Below are 18,213 nucleotides of genomic sequence, written 5' to 3' on the forward strand. Positions count from 1 at the left end.
ATATGCCACGATGCGTGGCGCCTCGGGTCTGTTCTTCGCTCTCGTCGCGGTGACTTTCGCAGGAGGGCTCGCCGCAGCCTGCAGCGATGACTCGTCGGGCTCGTCGCCTGGGTCGGTGAACGTTTCGGATGCGTCGGTCGACCAAGCATCGCCTCCGACCTCGACGGCGTCGCCGTTCTGCGTCGACGGCAAGCCTGCCGACTACCCTCCGGGGCCGTACGACCTGTCGCTTCTCAACACCGTTCCGCCGGACCTCACGTTCGAGAGTCCCGACGGCCCTGTCGCCATCAAGAGCTACTTCGAGCCGTGTGCGCCCAAGTCGCGTCTGCTCGTCGTGCGCTCGACCGCAGCGTGGTGCGGAAGCTGTGATTGGCACGCCAAGCACACGAACGACCTCTTCGGCGACGCGCGCTATGCCGACCGCCTCTTGCGTCTCGATCTGCTCGTCGCCGACGAAGACAACATGCCGGCCGATCAGGCGGCAGCAAAGCGATGGATCACGCGGGTGGGCACGCAGGGTAAGACGGCGCTCGATCCGGCGTATCGATTCCAGACCACGCTTCTCGGTCTCGGGTCACTTCCGGCCTACACGTTCATCGACACGCGCACGATGACGGTGGTCACCGTCGCCACCGATCCGGATCCCGAATCGTTCGCACGAAGCGTTCTGATCGCCCTGGCCGATCTCGACAAGGCTCCGCGTCCAACGGTTCCGGCCCCCACGTTTTACGACGGAATCTTCACGCAGAACCGCTGGGACATGATCCGCGGGATGAAGCTCGTCGACGCTCCGCCGCCGGATCCGACGAACGAGTATGCCGACGTCCCGGCCGCCGCCGCCTTCGGCAAGACGCTGTTCTCCGACGCGAAGCTCTCGCCGAAGGGAAACGTGTCGTGCGCCACCTGCCACGATCCGCTCAAGTCGTTTGCTGACGGCGCAGCGCAGTCCACCGGCGTCAGCCTCGGCGATCGTAACTCCCCCTCGGTCGCGCTCGCCGCGCATGCGCGCTGGCAGTTCTGGGACGGCCGCGCTGACACCCTTTGGGCGCAGGCCCTCGGGCCGTTCGAGAATCCGAAGGAGTTTGGCGGCAGCCGCCTGTTCGTCGCCAAGCAGATCGTAGCCCGTTACCCGACCGACTACGGCGCCGTCTTCTCGAAGTATCCGCTGCCCGATCTCGCCGGGCTTCCCGATGGGGCAAAGCCTGGCGACCCCGCGTGGGACGCGCTCACGCAAAAGCAACGCGACGACGTCACGCGCGTCTACGTGAACGTGGGTAAGGCCATCGCGGCCTTCGAGCGCACCCTTCGCGTGGCTCCGAGTGCCCTCGATCGCTATGCCGACGGCGATACGAACGCGCTGTCGAAACCCCAGAAGGATGCTCTGAATCTCTTCTTCACGGCCGGCTGTCAGCAGTGCCATTGGGGTCCGCGCATGACGGACGACGCCTTCCACGTCATTCGTTTCCCGACCGGCCGCCAAGACGGTGCGGCCGATCGCGGACGCATCGACATCCTGCCCGATCTCGCCAAGTCCGAGTTCCTCGCGAGCACGAGTTGGAGCGATGCGCCGTCCGCGGCGAAGACGTTCCTTTCCACGGCGGCTCCGTCGATGATCGGGGCCTTCAAGACGCCGCCGCTACGAGGCGTGGCGCAGACCGCTCCGTACGGCCACGGAGGGAAGTTCGCAACGCTCCTCGAGGTGAGCAAGCACTACGGTCAACGTAGCGAAGAGCTCGCCCCGGGAACCACGACCGGCACGATCGAGCCCTGGGTGGCGAACTTCGACGGCAATGCGCAGACCGAGCTGCCGACCATTCTCGAAGTGCTCACGGCCGACGCCGTGCCCTGATTTCGGCTCGATCGACGCATCGTTCGCTCACAAAACGCGGAAGCAGGAGAGCGCCCTTTCGAGCGCCCTCCGCTTCGTCGCATCGCGCGCTGTGATAAGGCGCATCAGGCGCCGGTGACGATCGGGCGTCGGCCGATCGCCTGCTGCTCGCGGATGGGTTCCGTCGATTCACCCGCGAAGAGCCAGCGTGCGAGCATGCCCGCGACGACCGCGCCGAGGATCGGAGCGATCCAGAACATCGGAAGCTGCACGAGCGCGGAGCCCCCCGCGAACAGCGCCGGACCGGTGCTCCGCGCCGGATTCACCGACGTGTTCGTGACCGGAATGCTGATGAGGTGGATGAGCGTGAGCGCGAGACCGATCGCGAGCGGTGCGGCGGCCTTGGGCGCCGTGTCACGCGTTGCGCCGATGATGACCATCAGGAACGCGAACGTGAGCACGACCTCGGAGAGGAAGCACGCCGCCGCCGAATAGTGACCCGGCGAATGGACGCCAAAGCCGTTCGTCGCGAACCCGTTGGCCAGCGAGAAGCCCGCGGTTCCGCTCGCGATGAGATAGAGAATGCCTGCGCCGATGATCGCGCCGAGCAGCTGCGCGACGATGTACGGAAGCACGTCGCGCCAGGCAAACTTGCCTGCGGTCGCAAGACCGATCGTGACGGCAGGGTTGAGGTGCGCGCCGGAGGTGCCACCGATCGCCGCCACCATCGTGAGGACGGTGAGCCCGAACGCGAAGGCAACGCCGAGGAACCCGACTCCCGTCTCCGGGAATTTCGCTGCCAGCACGGCTGTTCCGCAGCCTCCCAAGACGAGCCACATCGTGCCCATGAGCTCAGCTACGAAGCGCTTCGGCATCGGAATCGTCGGCATGGGAGTACTACCCCTTTCCATCGCGCGTCCGTCGCGCGCACCGCCTCTGTTTGCGGCGGACTCGACGAACTTAAGTCCCGCGCGACTCCCCGAGCAATGTGGCAATGGCACCCGGTTGGGCTGCCGAGTGCCGTTATCCGACGATGAGCTGTCGTGTGGAGTTCGGAGTATGAAGGAGCTTCAAACGAGCTGGATGGTGTTCGTTCCCGCGAGCGTCGTCAGTTTCACGCGATCGACGATGGTGGACGTGGGCTCGCGCGGATCCCCGAGCTGGACGAACGTGGCTTCGACCTTGTCCTTCTGAATCTCCATCAGGGCGAAGCCGTACGCGTTCGAATCCGAGTAGCGCATGTGGGGATTCGACTCTTTCAGTGCCGCGTCGGCACCATTCAAGAAGGAGTCGGCGATGAATTGGAGCGACCCGCCGCCGGTGAGGTTGTTCACCAGCGCTTGGAGCGACGCCGACGAGATGCCGGCCGTGACGTACTCGACGCCCACCGGCTTCGGACCTGGTGCGTCGAAGTCGACGTGCAGCTCGGACGCGAAGAACGCGTGGATGTCTCCGGTGCAGACGAGGAGGTTCTCGACGTTCGCCTTGGTGAATGCGGAGAGGATCTCGGCGCGCTCGCTACGATAGCCGTCCCACTGATCGCAATTCACGTATGCCGTGTACGTGAAGAACGCCGGGACGTTGGGGAGCGTGCCGAGCTCCAGCGCCATCTGGTACATCTGCACTTCGTTGCCCCAGACCTTCCACGTTGCGGTGGATTTGGTCACGGCGTCGATGAGCCAGGCCTTCTGCGAGGCACCTAGCAATGACGGCTTGGCCTTGGTCTCTCGCTTGTCGAACTCCGATTTGCGGACGAAGTAGCGCGAACCCACCGAGGTGTTCTTCGTGACTTTGCCGACGAGCAAATCCGTTGGGCCTTCGGGGATGAGATGGTCGGCGCGGTACGACCGCTGATCGGTCATGAAGAGATCGACGTGCTTGCCGTATCGGATCGACCGATAAATCGTAATGTCGTTGGGAAAGGTCGCCTTCGAGTCGTAGGTGACGTCGACCACCTGGAACTCGGAAAATGCGCGATTCGCCGCCATTCGACGCGGCGTGTTCTTCTCGTCGGTAAAGCCCTTGGTGACCGGATCGAGCTCGTTGAACGACGTCGAGTGGTCTTGCCAGCAATCGTCGGCGAACTCGTGATCGTCCCAGGTGAGGATGAAGGGATAGAGGCGGCACACCTCGCGTAGCGTGGGATCCGCTCGATAGGCCTTGTAGACGGCGCGGTAGTCGGCGAGCGTCTTGGCCGCGATTCGCGAGCCGTCTTGCGCTGCGGAGGTGTCCATCCCGTCGGGGAGGGTGATGGTGCGATCGTCGCCGCTCGATTGGAATCGAGGGTCGTTGACCGACTCGTAGATGAAGTCGCCGAGGTAGAGGACGAAGTCGAGGTCGGCCTTCTCGTCGAGCAGAGCCTGCCACGAGTGGTAGTAGCGACCGATGTAGTCCTGGCAGGCGCACATCGCGAATTTGACCGGCACGTCGGCGTCGGCCGCAGGAGCCGTCTTCGTGCGCGCCACGCGCGTTGTCGTCCCGAGCGCTTCGAAGCGGTAATAGTAGAAGCGCCCGGGCTCGAGGCCCGTCGGGACCACGCGCACCGTATGGTCGCTATCGGCTGTCGCGGGAACCGTGCCTCGCGCCACGACGTTGGTCAGCGCTTCGTCGGTCGCGACGACGAAGCCGAGGTCGAAGCTGTCGCTCTCCGCCTTGCCCGCGCCTTTGGGATCGACGCGGCTCCACAAAAGAACGCGGTCGGGCCGCGGATCACCCGACGCCAGGCCCTGCGGGAACACGCGATCGCTGTCTTCGGGAGAGGAAGTCGGCGTGAGCGCGGCGCTCGCCTCGGGCCTTCCGCCATCCGGTCCGTCCGGGCCGCTCGTACCCGCGTCGTCGTCGACCGCGGTCGTCGCCGGGGACGAACTGCTCCCGCAAGCGATGTAGAAGACCGATGCCAGGGACCCAAAAAGGAAGTCGCGGCGCTTCATCGAGCTCACGCACGATGACACGGCCCCGTCGCGTGAACCATGCGCACGAGCGTCGTTTTGCTGTTCGTCGCAATGACGTGGTGCATCATCGACAGCTAGCTCGGCCGTTCGATGTTGTGCGCTTTCGGACGTTCGGTTCTGCCCTCGACGGTCGTGACGGTGGGACGCGCTACAACGAGCCAGCGTTCGGAGGAGCCATGCAGATGCTCCGCGCCTGGTGCACGCCGCCTAACGTGTGCTCGGCGTTGTCTACGGGATGGCCCGTACGTCCGTGCGCGCGAGATTCGAACGAGAACGGGGTCGATGACGAGTCACTCGTGACAAGAGCACATGTCGGAAATGCGACATGTCGCGGCTCAATCGGTCGTAAATGGCGAAAGAACGGTTGGGAACGATTAATTGGGGATTCGAAGTGCGGCTGTTGGATATCCAACAGCCGCGAGAGAATTGTTCCGCGGTCATGCGGGATTGGCCGGAATGCACACACGGTAGTACGGGCTCTCAGTTGCGCGCCGGGGGCCGTGTGACGCGGATGGGGCGTATTTAAAACGATATTGATTTATCTGGGATCGTGCCCTGTTTGTGATGTCGATCCAGACACCCACGCATCCAGCTAAAGCTCATGTGTTGAACGTCCGTCGCCGAATGAGCCATGCAGAATTGACGACAATCCCAGCACAGCGCAGGCGCTCAGGGCAGCGGCTAAGGTTTGATGAAGTTTGCGACGCGGCTCAGCCCGTGTCGGGGTTGTGTTGACGTTGTCTGACTTTGACACTGCGTGCGTTTACGTAAGAAAATTATCGTTGGTTCTTGTTGCGTGATGTGACTGAGACGTAGTGTCGCATTCATTGATTTAGATCGATATGGCTTAATTTTAATGGTTTGCGGGATGAGGTTTGGTTGCTCTAGAGTGCGAAAGCTTCTCGCGTAAAGCGCTGCGTTAGTATTTGTAAATCCATGGTGCCGAACGCGAGCTTGGTGGCCGTTCGTACTCGGTTGCGTCCGGTTTTGGCATATCGCTGGAGGTTCGTGATGAAGGTGCAGAAGCTCTTGTCTCAGGCACTGTTGTTGTCTGCCGTTGCCTGTTTTGCAATTGGTTGTGCTGCTGAATCGTCCGAGACGGGCTCCATTGCTGAAGGTAAACAGGCATTGTCTTCTGATCATGAGGTTGGCAGTGCAAATGCCGATGGGGTGGTGACCCCCAACGGGGCTCAGGCGGCCATGATTGGCGCAATTAGTACAACGTGGGATACAGGCATTTGTCTGTCTGGTGCTGATGTCGAGGGCAGCTATGTTGTGACCGCAATTTGTAATGGTAGTGGTGCGCAAAAGTGGGTGTTCCAGCCGAGTACATTTGAGCTGAGTTTGTTCGGAAGATGTCTTCAGGGGGCGTCGTCCGGCGGTAGGCCGCAGCTGGTCACTTGTAACGGGTCGAATGCTCAAAAATGGAATATCGTTTCGCTGCAGTCAGGGCCGAACCAGTATGCATTTATGAATATTGGCAGTCGGTTTCAATTGGCGTATACCACTCCTGTGGGTCCCAGTCAGGCGATTTATAATTATCCGGCGAACGGTAATGTGTGGTATAATTTTACGAGCTACATGTTCTGACGTGATTGCGTGTTGTTGAGTTGAGTTGAGTTGTTTCGTAGGTGTGACGCGCTTCGGTTCCTCTGCAGCGCGTTGCACCGGCGCATGCTCCCGTCGTCGCGCGAAGGCGCACGCCGGTCGAGGCGCGTAAGCGCACGCGGATCAGTTCACGCAGATCTGTTCGGCTGGCGGGGGCGTGCCGCGGGGCTGCCACGTGTCGGACCGCGGTTAAGGAGATCAGGTTTCGCGCTCCTATCGATTCGACGGAGGGCGGTCGGCGAGGTACTCGGGCGGATTCTCCTCGAGCCGGTCGCACGACACGACGAGCGAGTAGAACTGCGCCAGTTCCTCGTTGGCCTCCTCGCTGTGCACGAAGAGGAAGTTCTTAGGGGGAGTCAGTTTTTGAACGTTTGCTAACCAATTTGGCGCAGGGAGGTCAGCAGGCTGCCTTTGATTCCGGCTCTATGCAGTGCCGTTTCAATTGGTCGCAAACTCGGACGCGGTGTGCGCTGGCCAACAGCGATAGTGCCGACGGGTGTGGCTCTGGTGCGCACGCGTCGCGAATGGATCGACACGTCGGCGTCGGCCGAGGGACCGGTCTCTTGGCGGCTCCGCAACGCGTCGTCCTGCCGAGCACTCCGAACCGACCCTAGTAGATGCGACGCGGCGCGAGCCCCGCCGGTAGCACACGAACCGTGTGATCGGCGTCGCGGCCGCTGGAACCGGTTTCCGACCGGCGACGTCCGTCAGCTTCGTGGGGGCGACGTCGAAGCTGTCGCCGTCTGCTTTTCCGGCTACTTTCGGATCGACATGGCCCGGATAAAAAGCACGCTCTCGCATGCGATGTAAAAGACGGAGCCAAAGAGGAACTCGCGGCGCTTCTCGATTGTGTCTGCACGATGACGGGCGTGCGCTTCGGCACTATCTGACCGCGATGCTTGCGCGCAAGAGACGCCATGTTGTGCCGTCGCACGGGAGCTCGGCCCGCGTTGCGTTCAGAGCGCGACGATCGACAGGCAGCGGAAGTGGACACGGCCGTCCTCGCCGACGCGGCACTGCGATTCCGCGTCTGCGCTGCATACGTCCGGCGGAAGCTGGGCACGCAGGCAGGTGCACGGATCGCCGCCATCGCACGCTGTCATCGGATGACAGCCTTTGCAAAGTCGACCCGACGCATAGTTGAACGTGCTCGGCCCGACGTCTCCGCATCGACGTCGAGGGGCGCCAGTATGAGTTCCCGACCGAGAGACAGAACTGGCCTTCACCGCAAAGCGGGGGCAACGGCGGTGGTCGGGGGTGCTATTTCGTCCTCGGGGCCGGTCCATGGTTCGGCCGCTTCGCACGAAATCGTGCCGGGCGGAGTCGCGTCAACGCGTGCGTGGGGTAGGGGCGTAGGGCCCTCGCTCGATGCATCGCTCACCAGTGAAGCCTCGCGTCGCTCGAGCCGCAGGCGAGCATCATCCAGGTAGCAGCAGGCAGAGCGCTTGCGACGAGTGCGATGGTGATGCGACGTCTGTTCCGATTTTACCGTGCCTCTCGACCGTGGCCGACACAAAGACATTCGGCCCGGACGTCGCGAGGACGACCGAGCCGAAGCTCACTCGATAGCGTGTTGGTTCAGAAGCGGAGCGTGAGTTCGACGCGCGCGCCGCTGAAGGCGGGGAAGAAGCGACAGATGCCGCTCACGCAGCGAAGACCACCACGGTTCTGACCGCCGAAGAGGCGGATGTTCGACTGGCTCGTGAAGCGATACACGATGCCACCGTTGAAGTAGTAGGTCGGGAGACCGATAAACGTCGTGTACTCGAAGCCCTGCGAGAAGATCCACTTGGGGGCGACCTTCAACGCGACCTGGTTGTCGCCTTCGGACCAGGGCTGACCCTCCAGGCTGTTGGCGCCGCGAGCGTTCTGCCCTTCTTCTTGACGACGGCGGTGACGGCCGGCGATCTCGAGCGCGTACGGGCCTGAGATGTACTTCGTGATCGAGTACTGGAACGCGTACTCGCGGTAATAGAGATCGCCGTTGTCCTTCGTGTCGTTGCGGTACGTGGCCGTGAGGAAGGCGATCGACTTGTCGTCGTCCCACTGGAGCTGAGTGCCCGCGCTGACGTCGATGACGGAGTTCGTCGCTTCGCTTGGGTTGGTAGCGGTGCTCTTGCCGGTCTTGTCACAGCTTGGGGGCGCCCCAACCTCGCTGCGCGTGACGAAGTACCCAAGCGCGCCCCAGAAGAGCGCGTTGTTGTTGACGCGATAGTCGAGGCGATCGCGACCGCCCGTAACGCACGCGTTGAAGAACCCGAACATCGAGTCTTGCGTGACGACCTCGGCGGTCGGCGGCGCCGAATACGCGATGTTCGAGAACGCCGACGCTTGCGAGATGTTGATGCTCCCGGCGAGCGGTAAGAAGTTGCGGTAGCTCTTCACTTCGAGCGTGTTCGTGATCGGGCCACCCGTGTTGGTCAGCGATGCGTAGACCGCGTTGCCCTGGGTGTTGTTGTCGCGCCCGTCCGCGAGCTCGCGCTTCTGCACGGCAGCTTCGACGTAGAAGTTGCCGTGGCCCCAGAGGTTCGGAACCTCGATGCTCTGGCTGGCGTTGATCGTGCGCTTTGCCTCGGAGACAGGGTTCGTCTTCGACCAGCTCTCGGACCATTTGTCGGTCGCGCCCTCGTCGCACGTGCCGAAGGGAGCGTCGAAGAGGCCAGTCTGAACGCTGCCATCGCGGTTGTAGCGATACGGCGCACAACGATCGAGCATCGCTGCCTGCGTCGAGGCAACGACCGGCAAGCCACGACCCGCCTGGATCTGCGCCGCGATGATGCGGTCGGAGCCGAAGAGCGGCTGCGGCTCACGGCCGGGGATCGGCTTGGGAAGGAACAGCGCGCGGCCGGTCGGCTCGTCGACGCGCGCAGGGTTCGCGAGCCCCGCGGTCACGGTGAAGGAGAAGGGATCCTTCTGGAGCGTGAGCTTGCCGCCGAACAGCGTTGTGTCGATGCCGAGCTCGTCGACCTTGCGCATCGAGAGCACGAGGCCGCGACCGAACTGCACGTAAGAATCGCCCGCGGTGGCCTCGACGATTCCGTTTTTGTATGTAAGGTAGAGCTTCGCTGGATAGAGCGAATCCCGATAGCGGGAAGCGCCGTCCGCAATCGCGCCATCCTTTATCGAGGGATCGGCGTAGTTGCGATCTTCCGGCCGAAGCGCATAGAGCGACGAGTCGAGCCGCGCACCGAACGTGAACTGCTTCCATGACAGGACGACGTTGAGGCGATTGAGCCACGAGAACGAGCCCTGATCGCGTTCGTTCTCTCCGTCCCGTGCATTGAACCGCTGAGCGGCAATGGACGTCTCGGTGACCTCGAGCCGAACCGGGGCGCCGCCGACCTGCGGGAGGTCGACGGCTTTCGCCTCGGACGCGAGCGTCGCCGACACGAGGCCTGCCACAAGGCAGGCGATCGCGCGAGTGCGCACTGCTTTATCCCTTCACCTGAGAAGACGAATTACTTCTGCGGTGCAGGGGCCGCCGGAGCGGCCGGGGCCGCGGGGGCAGCTTCGAGCACCTTCGCGACATCCTTCGCGAGGAATTCCTCGTCCCCCGGGTTGTATCCTTCACGCGTCGCCACAATCTTGCCCTGCTTGTCGATGAGGACCGACAGGGGCGCCGACTTCTTCGGGTTGTAGAGCGCCGCGATATGCGAATCCTCGTCGGTCACGACGGGGAAGTTCAGCTGGTTACGAGCGGCGAACGCGGGAACGTTGGCGACCGTCTCCGGACCATCCATCGCGATGGCGAGGACGACGAAGCCCTTGTCCTTGTTCTGCTCGTACATCTTCCGCATGTGCGGGAACTCCGCGACACACGGCTCGCACCAGGTGGCGCAGAAGTTCAGGAGAATGGCCTGCTTGCCGAGATAGTTCGACAGCTTGACCGTATTCCCCTGGGTGTCACGCGCCGTGAAGTCCGACGCGGCACCACCTGCCGAGGGCCCGCTCGTGGTGCTCGCGCCGCCCGTCTGAGCGCCCGGACCACCTTCTTGTGCACAACCCCCGACGAGGAGCGCTCCGACGAGCGCTCCCACCAACATCGACCGCTGCATGACGTTCCCTATCTATGTGTTCGACGTGACGGTTTGCGTCACTTGACCTGGGCGAGCGCGGCGTCGATTTCCTTGAGGATCGCTGCGCCGTCGTTCGTGCCGCCGACGCCCGCGGAGAGGATCTCCATGGTCTTGGCGTTGATGTTCGCGTTCCAGGGAAGAGCCGCGGCGTCATAGAACGGTCCGAGGTTCTTGTTGCCGGGATCGAGGACGTGGGTGAACGGCGCGTTGAACGTCGACATCCACTTGTCGAGGTCCTGCTGGGTCGACGGCACGCCCGGCGTGGGGCCTTCCGCGATCGTGATGATCCACGCAACCTTGCGCGCCTTGATCTGATCGGCGAGCGGGACCGTCGCCTGCGTCTCGGCCTTACACACGCTGCACCAGGTACCCGACGCCTGGATGTGGATGAGCTCGTAGGTCTCGCCGGTGGGATCGTAGAAGTCGGCGAGCGAGATCGGCTTCAGACCGTCCGCCTTGTCCGCGTCCAGGTAGCCGACGAACTTGTAGTTCTTGATCGTGTTGCCCTTCTTCGTGCCCTGGTTGGCCGTCGGGTACACGTCACCTTTGCCGTTGGTCTCCTGGGTGGCGCCCGAGCCACCCTCGATACCGGGGTCGACCGGATCCGAGCTGGAGGTAGATCCGCCGCTCGATGAGCAAGCGACGAGAGCGAGGGCAAACAGAGCGGAAAAACTGGCAGCGATCTTCATTGGGACCTCTGATGACGTTGGTCGCCGGTAGGGGCCGTGCGCGTGCGGGAGGGTATCTAGGCCGTGCTGGCCGTCAAGGCGACCGTCCGTATTTCTTGCGCCTACATCGGCTGTCGTCAAACGCGTGTCACACGATGCGTTCGAGCGGGTCATGTGGGCGCCGAGAAATTCTGGGCGGCTACGACATATATGTCCCGAAGGCCCCAAAGTTATGACGAAATCGCTCCACGCTCAGAATGCCCGTAAGCCCTCGGCCAACCGCGTGTCGCCCGTCGAATCGCGCGGATTTCGTGACCGTCTGAGACGCGTCGCTTCTGCCGAATCCCTCTCGAAGTCGCTCGTCGTCGCCGCAGTGATTGGCGGCGCCTTGCTCGCAGGCGCTCCCGCATGCTCGAGCTCGGACAAATCCAGCGGCGCACCAACGCCCGCATGTGACAGCTCGAAGTGCGCCGCCGGCAATACGTGCCTCACGTACCAAGGCGAGACGAAGTGCCGAAAGACCTGCGCGAGCAACTCGGATCCCTCTTCGAGCTGCCCGTTCAACTACACGTGTGTTCCCGGTGAAGACGGCGGAGAGGCCTTCTGTCGCAAGGACACCTCGACGAACGGTGCAGGTGCAGAGCTTGCGAAGGGCACCGGACAGTGGGGAGCTTCCTGTCTCCCCATGGGCGGTCTCGCCGAAAACCCTGCCTGCGACTCGGCCCAGGGGTTCCAATGTTACGGCGTTGCCACCACGGACGCGGATGCGTACTGCACGAAGTACGACTGCGCGCAGGACAGCGACTGTGGAGCAGGTTTTTACTGCGCAGCCATCAACGCGTCGCCCAACGTCGAGTCCGACGAGCGCGTCGTCGGCGAAACCGTCCGCGCCTGTCTGCGTCGCGACTACTGCGCGCCCTGTACGGCTGACTTCGATTGCGGGCAGGGCCAGCACTGTGTCGGTGACGCCGACGGCGCCGGGTTCTGCACGAACGAATGCTCGCAGGGAAAGAACTGCCCCAGCGACGCGGTGTGTGCCGATATCGGCATCGGCCCGAAGGTCTGCTTCCCCCGAGCGCAGCGGTGTGTTGGTGACGGTTCGCTCTGCTCGCCTTGCCGTTCAGACGCCGATTGCGGTGAAGACGGAGCCTGCGTTCAGGGCCCTTACACCACCGAACGTTCCTGCGCGAAGAAGTCGACCATCACCTGCACTCTGACGACGGACCTCAACGGGAAGCCCATTCAGAAGCAGGGGGTCAACCTCGGCTGCCCCGCTCTCCCGGGCGACCTTCAGGGGCAAGTCGGTGTCGGCTGCAGGGGCCGGAAGGCCGATGATTCGACGGGGCTCTCGCGGATCGGCGTTGCGAGCGTTCCGGCCGATTACTGCACGGGCATGTACGCGTTCGGTACCGACTACAACGTCGGCTGCTGGTCGAGGCAAACGAAGTAGTCGAACGGCCGCGCGAGGGTGAGAAGTGGCGTTCGCGATCGTCGGATCGCGGCGCCGCTTTCTCGTTCAGCTCTCGGGCGCCCCTCGGCGACGATAACGCGATTCGTCACGCGCTCTTCGGCCATGACGACCTGCATCAGGCAGCCGTGAACGACCCTCGCCGGAAGGGGCGCGAGCGCGACCTCATGTATGTCTCGGATGGCTTGAAGTTATGACGAAATCGTCCTCCTACAGAACACGCGTGACGCCCCCGCCAACCGCTTGTCACCGAGCGATGCGAGGGGTAATTGGCTCGGCATGAGGTTCTTCGCTTCCGCCGATTCGTTCTCGAAGTCGCTCATCGTCGCTGCAGCGATCGGAGGCGCTCTGCTCGTTGGCGCTCCGGCCTGTTCGAGCTCGGACAACAACAATCCGACGGGCCCCGCCCCGTGCGACAGCTCGAAGTGCGCCGCCGGCAACACGTGCCTGACGTACGGAGGCGAGACGAAGTGCCGAAAGACCTGCTCGAGCAACTCGGATGCGTCTTCGAGCTGCCCGTTCAACTACACCTGCGTTGCCGGTGAAGACGGCGGACAGGCCTTCTGCCGCAAGGACACGTCGACGAACGGCGCGGGAGCCGCCCTCACGAGTGGCGCTGGGCAGTGGGGCACGACGTGCACTCCATCGGGCGGCATCGCCGAGAACCCCGACTGCGACTCCGCGCAGGGCTTCGTGTGCAACGGCGCGTCCAAGACGGACGGTGATGCGTACTGCACGAAGTTCGATTGCACGCAGGACAGCGACTGCGCCGCCGGCTTCTACTGCGGAACGATCAACGCGACGCCGAACGTCGAGACCGACGAGCGCACCGTCGGTGAGACTGTCCGCGCTTGCGTTCGTCGCGAGTACTGCGCGCCGTGCAACACCGACCTGGAATGCTCGTCGGGCCAGCACTGCGTTGCTGACGCCGACGGCGCGGGTTTCTGCACCCCGGAGTGCTCGGACAACAAGAACTGCAACAACGAAGCGGTCTGCGCCGACGTTGGCATCGGCCCCAAGGTTTGCTTCCCCCGCGCGCAGCGCTGCGTGGGTGACGGCTCCTTCTGCTCGCCGTGCCGCTCGGACGCGGACTGCGGCGCCGACGGCGCGTGCGTGAAGGGCCAGTACACGACGGAGCGCGCGTGCGCGAAGAAGTCGCAGGTCGCGTGTAGCATCGCCCCTGTCGACTCGACCGGCAAGCCCACGGCGGACGCCAAGGCCGTCTCCCAGTGCCCGACCGCTCCCGCGGACATGCCCAACAAGATCGGCGTCGGTTGCTACGGCGCGAAGAAGGAAAAGTCGTCGGGCCTCGCGATTCCGTACGGCATCGCGGGCATCCCCGCCGACTACTGCACCGGCTTCTACCCGTTCGGCCAGGGCTCGGACATCGGTTGCTGGTCGTGGCCGGTGAAGGCGAAGTAGCCCCGGCGACACGCAAGAGCGTGTGAATGCGGCGTTCGCGATCTTCGGATCGCGGGCGCCGTTTTCATTTGGGCCGTTTGCGCACGGCGTGATGCTCGCGGTGGCGCGGACCGAGTGCGCTCAGACCGAGCGCTCTTTACCGATGATCGCCGTCCACATCGCGCGGTCGTCGACCATCGCGAGCAGCGTCCACTGCGCGGCCGCCGTGATGGCGAGCGCCTGCATCGGGACGTCGAACGCTCCTTGCGAGATCAACGCGAGGGCGAAAGCAACCGTGAGTGCAACGGGCTGCTTGGTCTGCAGCAACGCGACGATCGCGAGCAGCAGTGACGCGGGCAGGAGGAACGCGGCGATCGCCGACATGCCGTACGAGAGCGACGCGCTCGCCGTCTGAACCAGCGAGGTTCGGAGAATGGCGAGCAGCTCCGTCTCCGGTGCTTCGGTCTCTCGCGCGGCGAGGTACGTCATCGCGAACGCGAGGATCACGGCGGCATTGGCCAGCATCCGACCGCGGAAGCGCGAGCGCGTTGCGAGCCACGCTGCGGCGATCAAGGTGCCGAGCATGTGCGTCACGACGGCGCCTGTCCCGCAGCCGCGGCCGACTTGGTACATCGTGAGGCTCGCGCGCTCGCCCGCGAGGCCCACGAGGCCCCAGGCGAGGGGGCGAAGCATTCCGGAGAGTGAAAACAGGAGGAAAATGGTGCCGAGCGCGCGCGTGCGTGGGTTACGGAGCGCGACGACCCCCGCGGTGAACGCCACGAGACTCGTGACGCTGGCGAGCGAGAGCGTGGCCACGGTATGAAGTCGCTGCACCACGGCGGGCGATGCGAGCGCAACGACGAGACCCGACATCGCGACGATGAGGCCGCGCGCGAACGTGCCGATCTTCGTTGCCCGCGCGAGCTCGAACGAACCGCCGCAGACGAGCGCGACGAGCATCCCTGCCAGCGTGTAGCCGAGGGCTGAGCTGACGACATCCATCGTGTCGACGCTCGACTGAACGGCGACGCCGCGCATGCCCGGCAGAACGACGACGCCTGCGATCTTCGCGACGACGGCCAACGCGCCGGTCAGGAGCAGTGCACCCGAGGCCCAGGCGACGGTCGCGTTCGGGCTCGCCGGATTCGTCGGCGCGCTACGCGCCGGGCGTGCGGCCGCTGCACGTTCGCTCGAGGTCGCGTCGGATGCGTTCGGGGGCGTTTGGAGCGTCGGGGGCAAGGTAAGAGCCTGGAACGAGCCTACACGATCTCGCCTGGCCCCGAGCGCTTCGCGCGCCTTTCGCGGGTCGACTGGACTCAGCCGTTGCCACGTTCGCGTTCCGGCCGACGGCCTTCACGCATCTCGTGCAGGTTCACCGGAGGGGGCGCACCGCGCTCGTTCGACGGCGGGCGAGGGCCCGGCGCCGGCGGCTGCGGATCGGGGCCGGGCTGCTTTGCCGGCGTGTTGAGCATGAAGGGGAAGGCGTGCATGGTCGAGCACGCGAACACCGCATCGCGGTGAAACTCCCAGTGGAGGTAGACGTTGCCGTCGGCCGAGACGATCGCGCCCGGCGCAGGGCCGAACGGCTGCGCGCGGTGGACGCTGTCGAGCGCCGCGATGTCGAAGGCGGTGATGCCGCTCGTCTTCACCACGCCCATCTTCACGATGCGCCCTTCCTTCGGGCTGACCACGATCTCGATCTTCGTGATCAGCTTCGGGTCGTTCATCGGGTGATTCTTCGGGAGGTTGTCGAGCGAGTCGAGGTAGCTCTCCGCGAAGAGGGGGTGAATGCGGTTGTGAATCGTGTTGAGGTACGTGGCGAACGGAACGGCCGCCGTGTTGAGCGCCGTCTGGTTGCCCGGCTTCACGCTGGAGACGTAGTTTTCGATCGCGTTGCGCCAGCGCTCGAAGTTCGAGGCCGTCCACGAACCACGGTGCTCGCTCTTGCGGCGCTCACCATCGGCCTCGCGTTCCTTGCGCAGCTGATCGGAGCCGACGACGGCCACGACGCCCGTTTGGTTCAGGTTCAGGTTGACCTGGCCCGGACCGGGCTGACCGCCAAGGCCGAGCCATTTTGTCTTGCCCGCGACTTGCGGTGTCACCGGCTTGTTTTGGTTGGTCGTTCCCGCGACGGGGTTGCTGCTCGAAGCAGGCGCGCCCGGACGAACGGGGTTGAACGACCAGCCCGTCTGCCCGCCGGCAATGACTTCGGACGAAGGGGGAGGAGGCGTGCCCGGCACGAGCTGCGGGGGCGGATCCTTCTGCGCAGAGGCCTGCGCCTCGCGACCGTCGCCGCCGGACTTCGGCGTCTGCGCGGAGTTGGCCGGTTGGTTGATGGCCACCTGGCTCTGCGGACGCTCGATCGGCTTGTTGTCCTTCTGAACGTCGAACTCGGTGCCTCGCTCGCCGGGCGCCTTGTCCTTCTCGCCTTTGTGCTCGTCGCTGTCGGCGATCTTCGTGCGCTCGCTGTCGCCGACGTTTTCCTTCGGCCCACCGGGCTTGTGCGCGCCGGGCGTGGGGTTCGGATCGTCCTCGTCGTGCGAGGTCTGCGTGGCGACCTTCTCTTCGTCGACGTGGTTTGCTTCGTCGGCGATGAAGCGCGCGTTCGGGTTGTCTTCCTGCTTCTTCTCGGCGTGCTGGCGGACGGCGATGCGCTTGTCGGCCTGCGGCGGCGGCTCGTCGAGCTTCTTGAGCGGGTCGTCATCCTTGACGACGACCTTGACCTCGGGCTTGGCCTGGTCGGGCTTCTTCGGATCCTGCGGCTTGGGCGGCTCGGGCTTGGGCGGCTCGGGCTTGTTTTCGGCCACCGGCTTGGGCGGCTCAGGGGGCGGCGCAGGCTCTTCTTCGGGCGCCTTGCCCTCCTCGATGATCGCCACGTCGACAGGCGTGTCGGCTCCGCGAATGCGTTCGCGTGCTTTCGTGCCGAGCATCGAAATGAACTGGCGGTCTTCGTTGTAGTTACGAAGCTGCTTCGAGACTTCCTCGGTTCCTCCGCCAAAGAGGAAGTGAGCGCACACCGCGGCGCAGATCCAGAGGACGATCGGCGTCTCCGGAGACCGGGAGAACAGAGGCTCTGCTTCTCCGTGCGTCGGGCGGTTGGGACGTCTCATCGAGGGAAGGCGGGTGCGAGAATGATGCCGGGGGTGCCGTCCAGCGACTTAATCGACCGGCTGGGACTGGCTGGATCTGCGAACCTACGCGGCGGTCACGAGAACTGCGAAAACTGCGAAAACTGCGAAAACTACGAGACCAACGAGACCTGCGAACAACACGAACAGCGAGCGGCCTGCGACTAAGACTGCGACAGAAACTGAGAACTGGGATGCTGTGAACGTGGGGTTGGGATCCAAAAAACGGAAGAGCGGACCCGGCGTCCTCGACCAGCCTCCTCACGCTAGCATCGCCCCCCGCGCCCTTCCATCCGCGCGGGACTTGATTTTACGCTTGTGTTGGCGTCCCACGGTCGCGTGATCGGGACACGCGGTAGCCGGGTGCGCCCCTGTCGCACGCGGCGCAAGCGTTGCAGAATCGCCTCCTCTCCCGGCCGCGTCGAGCGCGGTCACGCGGCGATTTCGGGACGCAACGGGCGCTCCAGCGGAGCACCCTCGCGTCGAAAATCGCCTCGAAGATCCTCGGGCGCAGGCGCAACCAGTGAAGTCCGCTCGAGGTACAAACCCTTCCCCCACAGCCCGCACACGGCGCGATGGCGTGCGGGCTGTGGGGGGAGGGCCGACGAAAAGTCCGTCGCGTTCGCGTCTCCGAGCACGATGACGGACTGCTCGCGCGCTCGAGCGTCGGGTGCAGTGACGAGATAATTTTCGATCCGCCGAACGTCCGTTCGGAGGACGTTCGCGGACGCTTCGCCGTTGGTTCACCCTCGTGTCGCGCGCACCTCGAGCGTGCCGTGCACGACGTCGACGCAAGCACGCACGCGCGCAGGGCGAGTCAGCTCTTCGTTCGCGTTCCACCTCCTGGTCGCGCGCCTCACTGCATCGTCCGCGTGTTCCTCCATGACGAACGGAGCGATCGGCAGGTTCTCGAGGGCCAGCGAGCGCGACCGGCGTCGTTTCGTCGTGACGTGTCGGAGCCCAACCGGTGCGCGGAGCTCGAGCTCGAGCTGCTCGTCCGCGTTCGCGTGACGGACGAGGTCGTGCGATTTGGATTCGCTCCCACGTTTTCCTCGCTGCGCGTAGGGTTTCTTCGAGCTCGTACG

The 18,213-nt window shown here is 64.3% G+C and carries 12 protein-coding genes; 4 read left to right on the forward strand and 8 right to left on the reverse strand.

The genetic code is table 11. The features are described 5' to 3' along the window. The first annotated feature begins 10 nt into the window (after window positions 1-10). The gene (locus AKJ09_RS21195; protein ID WP_146649025.1) at window positions 11-1,849 is read left to right on the forward strand and encodes a cytochrome-c peroxidase; all 1,839 of its coding nucleotides are present in this window, start codon (window positions 11-13) and stop codon (window positions 1,847-1,849) included. 104 nt (window positions 1,850-1,953) lie between these two features. On the opposite strand, the gene aqpZ is transcribed toward AKJ09_RS21195, so the two are convergent. Further along, a complete protein-coding gene (gene aqpZ, locus AKJ09_RS21200) occupies window positions 1,954-2,718 on the reverse strand; it encodes an aquaporin Z (RefSeq protein ID WP_240488541.1) in 765 nt (254 codons plus the stop codon). Between the two features lie 180 nt (window positions 2,719-2,898). Continuing rightward, window positions 2,899-4,758 (reverse strand): alkaline phosphatase D family protein, encoded by a 1,860-nt coding sequence (locus tag AKJ09_RS21205; RefSeq protein WP_146649026.1) that lies wholly within the window; start codon window positions 4,756-4,758, stop codon window positions 2,899-2,901. Window positions 4,759-5,790: 1,032 nt separating this feature from the next. Between AKJ09_RS21205 and AKJ09_RS21210 the strand changes: the two genes are divergently transcribed. Next, complete coding sequence (locus AKJ09_RS21210; RefSeq protein ID WP_169927716.1) at window positions 5,791-6,369, forward strand: RICIN domain-containing protein; 579 nt, start codon at window positions 5,791-5,793, stop codon at window positions 6,367-6,369. Window positions 6,370-7,343: 974 nt separating this feature from the next. Here the strand turns inward: AKJ09_RS21210 and AKJ09_RS53155 are convergent. From AKJ09_RS53155 to AKJ09_RS21225, 4 genes are all read right to left on the reverse strand, one after another. Then, window positions 7,344-7,490 carry a hypothetical protein gene (locus tag AKJ09_RS53155; RefSeq protein WP_169927717.1) on the reverse strand — a complete coding sequence of 49 codons (147 nt, stop codon included), beginning with the start codon at window positions 7,488-7,490 and terminating at the stop codon, window positions 7,344-7,346. A gap of 475 nt (window positions 7,491-7,965) precedes the next feature. Further along, on the reverse strand, window positions 7,966-9,816 hold the full coding sequence (locus tag AKJ09_RS21215) for a DUF6029 family protein (protein WP_146649028.1): 1,851 nt from the start codon (window positions 9,814-9,816) through the stop codon (window positions 7,966-7,968). A gap of 29 nt (window positions 9,817-9,845) precedes the next feature. Further along, a complete protein-coding gene (locus AKJ09_RS21220; RefSeq protein ID WP_146649029.1) occupies window positions 9,846-10,442 on the reverse strand; it encodes a peroxiredoxin family protein in 597 nt (198 codons plus the stop codon). A gap of 38 nt (window positions 10,443-10,480) precedes the next feature. Continuing rightward, the gene (locus tag AKJ09_RS21225; RefSeq protein WP_146649030.1) at window positions 10,481-11,152 is read right to left on the reverse strand and encodes a peroxiredoxin family protein; all 672 of its coding nucleotides are present in this window, start codon (window positions 11,150-11,152) and stop codon (window positions 10,481-10,483) included. Window positions 11,153-11,363: 211 nt separating this feature from the next. Here AKJ09_RS21225 and AKJ09_RS21230 point away from each other — a divergent pair, with 211 nt between their 5' ends. Both AKJ09_RS21230 and AKJ09_RS21235 read left to right on the forward strand, forming a co-directional pair. Beyond that, window positions 11,364-12,581, forward strand: coding sequence for a hypothetical protein (locus tag AKJ09_RS21230; RefSeq protein ID WP_146649031.1), 1,218 nt, complete (start codon window positions 11,364-11,366; stop codon window positions 12,579-12,581). A gap of 297 nt (window positions 12,582-12,878) precedes the next feature. Continuing rightward, window positions 12,879-14,021, forward strand: coding sequence for a hypothetical protein (locus AKJ09_RS21235; protein WP_146649032.1), 1,143 nt, complete (start codon window positions 12,879-12,881; stop codon window positions 14,019-14,021). Between the two features lie 120 nt (window positions 14,022-14,141). Here the strand turns inward: AKJ09_RS21235 and AKJ09_RS21240 are convergent, their stop codons facing one another. Beyond that, window positions 14,142-15,239, reverse strand: a complete 1,098-nt coding sequence (locus AKJ09_RS21240; protein ID WP_146649033.1) for a hypothetical protein — start codon at window positions 15,237-15,239, stop codon at window positions 14,142-14,144. A gap of 77 nt (window positions 15,240-15,316) precedes the next feature. Continuing rightward, on the reverse strand, window positions 15,317-17,110 hold the full coding sequence (locus AKJ09_RS21245) for a TonB C-terminal domain-containing protein (RefSeq protein WP_146649034.1): 1,794 nt from the start codon (window positions 17,108-17,110) through the stop codon (window positions 15,317-15,319). Window positions 17,111-18,213: the final 1,103 nt, after the last annotated feature.

Source organism: Labilithrix luteola, assembly GCF_001263205.1.
GTDB lineage: Bacteria > Myxococcota_A > Polyangia > Polyangiales > Polyangiaceae > Labilithrix > Labilithrix luteola.

What these genes read in the sequence shown, in the direction of transcription:
- AKJ09_RS21230 (WP_146649031.1), top strand. Translation starts at nt 11,364, where the DNA reads ATGACGAAATCGCTCCACGCTCAGAATGCCCGTAAGCCCTCGGCCAAC.
- AKJ09_RS21220 (WP_146649029.1), bottom strand. Translation starts at nt 10,442, where the DNA reads ATGCAGCGGTCGATGTTGGTGGGAGCGCTCGTCGGAGCGCTCCTCGTC.
- aqpZ (WP_240488541.1), bottom strand. Translation starts at nt 2,718, where the DNA reads ATGCCGACGATTCCGATGCCGAAGCGCTTCGTAGCTGAGCTCATGGGC.
- AKJ09_RS21245 (WP_146649034.1), bottom strand. Translation starts at nt 17,110, where the DNA reads ATGAGACGTCCCAACCGCCCGACGCACGGAGAAGCAGAGCCTCTGTTC.
- AKJ09_RS21195 (WP_146649025.1), top strand. Translation starts at nt 11, where the DNA reads ATGCGTGGCGCCTCGGGTCTGTTCTTCGCTCTCGTCGCGGTGACTTTC.
- AKJ09_RS21235 (WP_146649032.1), top strand. Translation starts at nt 12,879, where the DNA reads ATGAGGTTCTTCGCTTCCGCCGATTCGTTCTCGAAGTCGCTCATCGTC.
- AKJ09_RS21210 (WP_169927716.1), top strand. Translation starts at nt 5,791, where the DNA reads ATGAAGGTGCAGAAGCTCTTGTCTCAGGCACTGTTGTTGTCTGCCGTT.
- AKJ09_RS21205 (WP_146649026.1), bottom strand. Translation starts at nt 4,758, where the DNA reads ATGAAGCGCCGCGACTTCCTTTTTGGGTCCCTGGCATCGGTCTTCTAC.
- AKJ09_RS53155 (WP_169927717.1), bottom strand. Translation starts at nt 7,490, where the DNA reads ATGACAGCGTGCGATGGCGGCGATCCGTGCACCTGCCTGCGTGCCCAG.
- AKJ09_RS21225 (WP_146649030.1), bottom strand. Translation starts at nt 11,152, where the DNA reads ATGAAGATCGCTGCCAGTTTTTCCGCTCTGTTTGCCCTCGCTCTCGTC.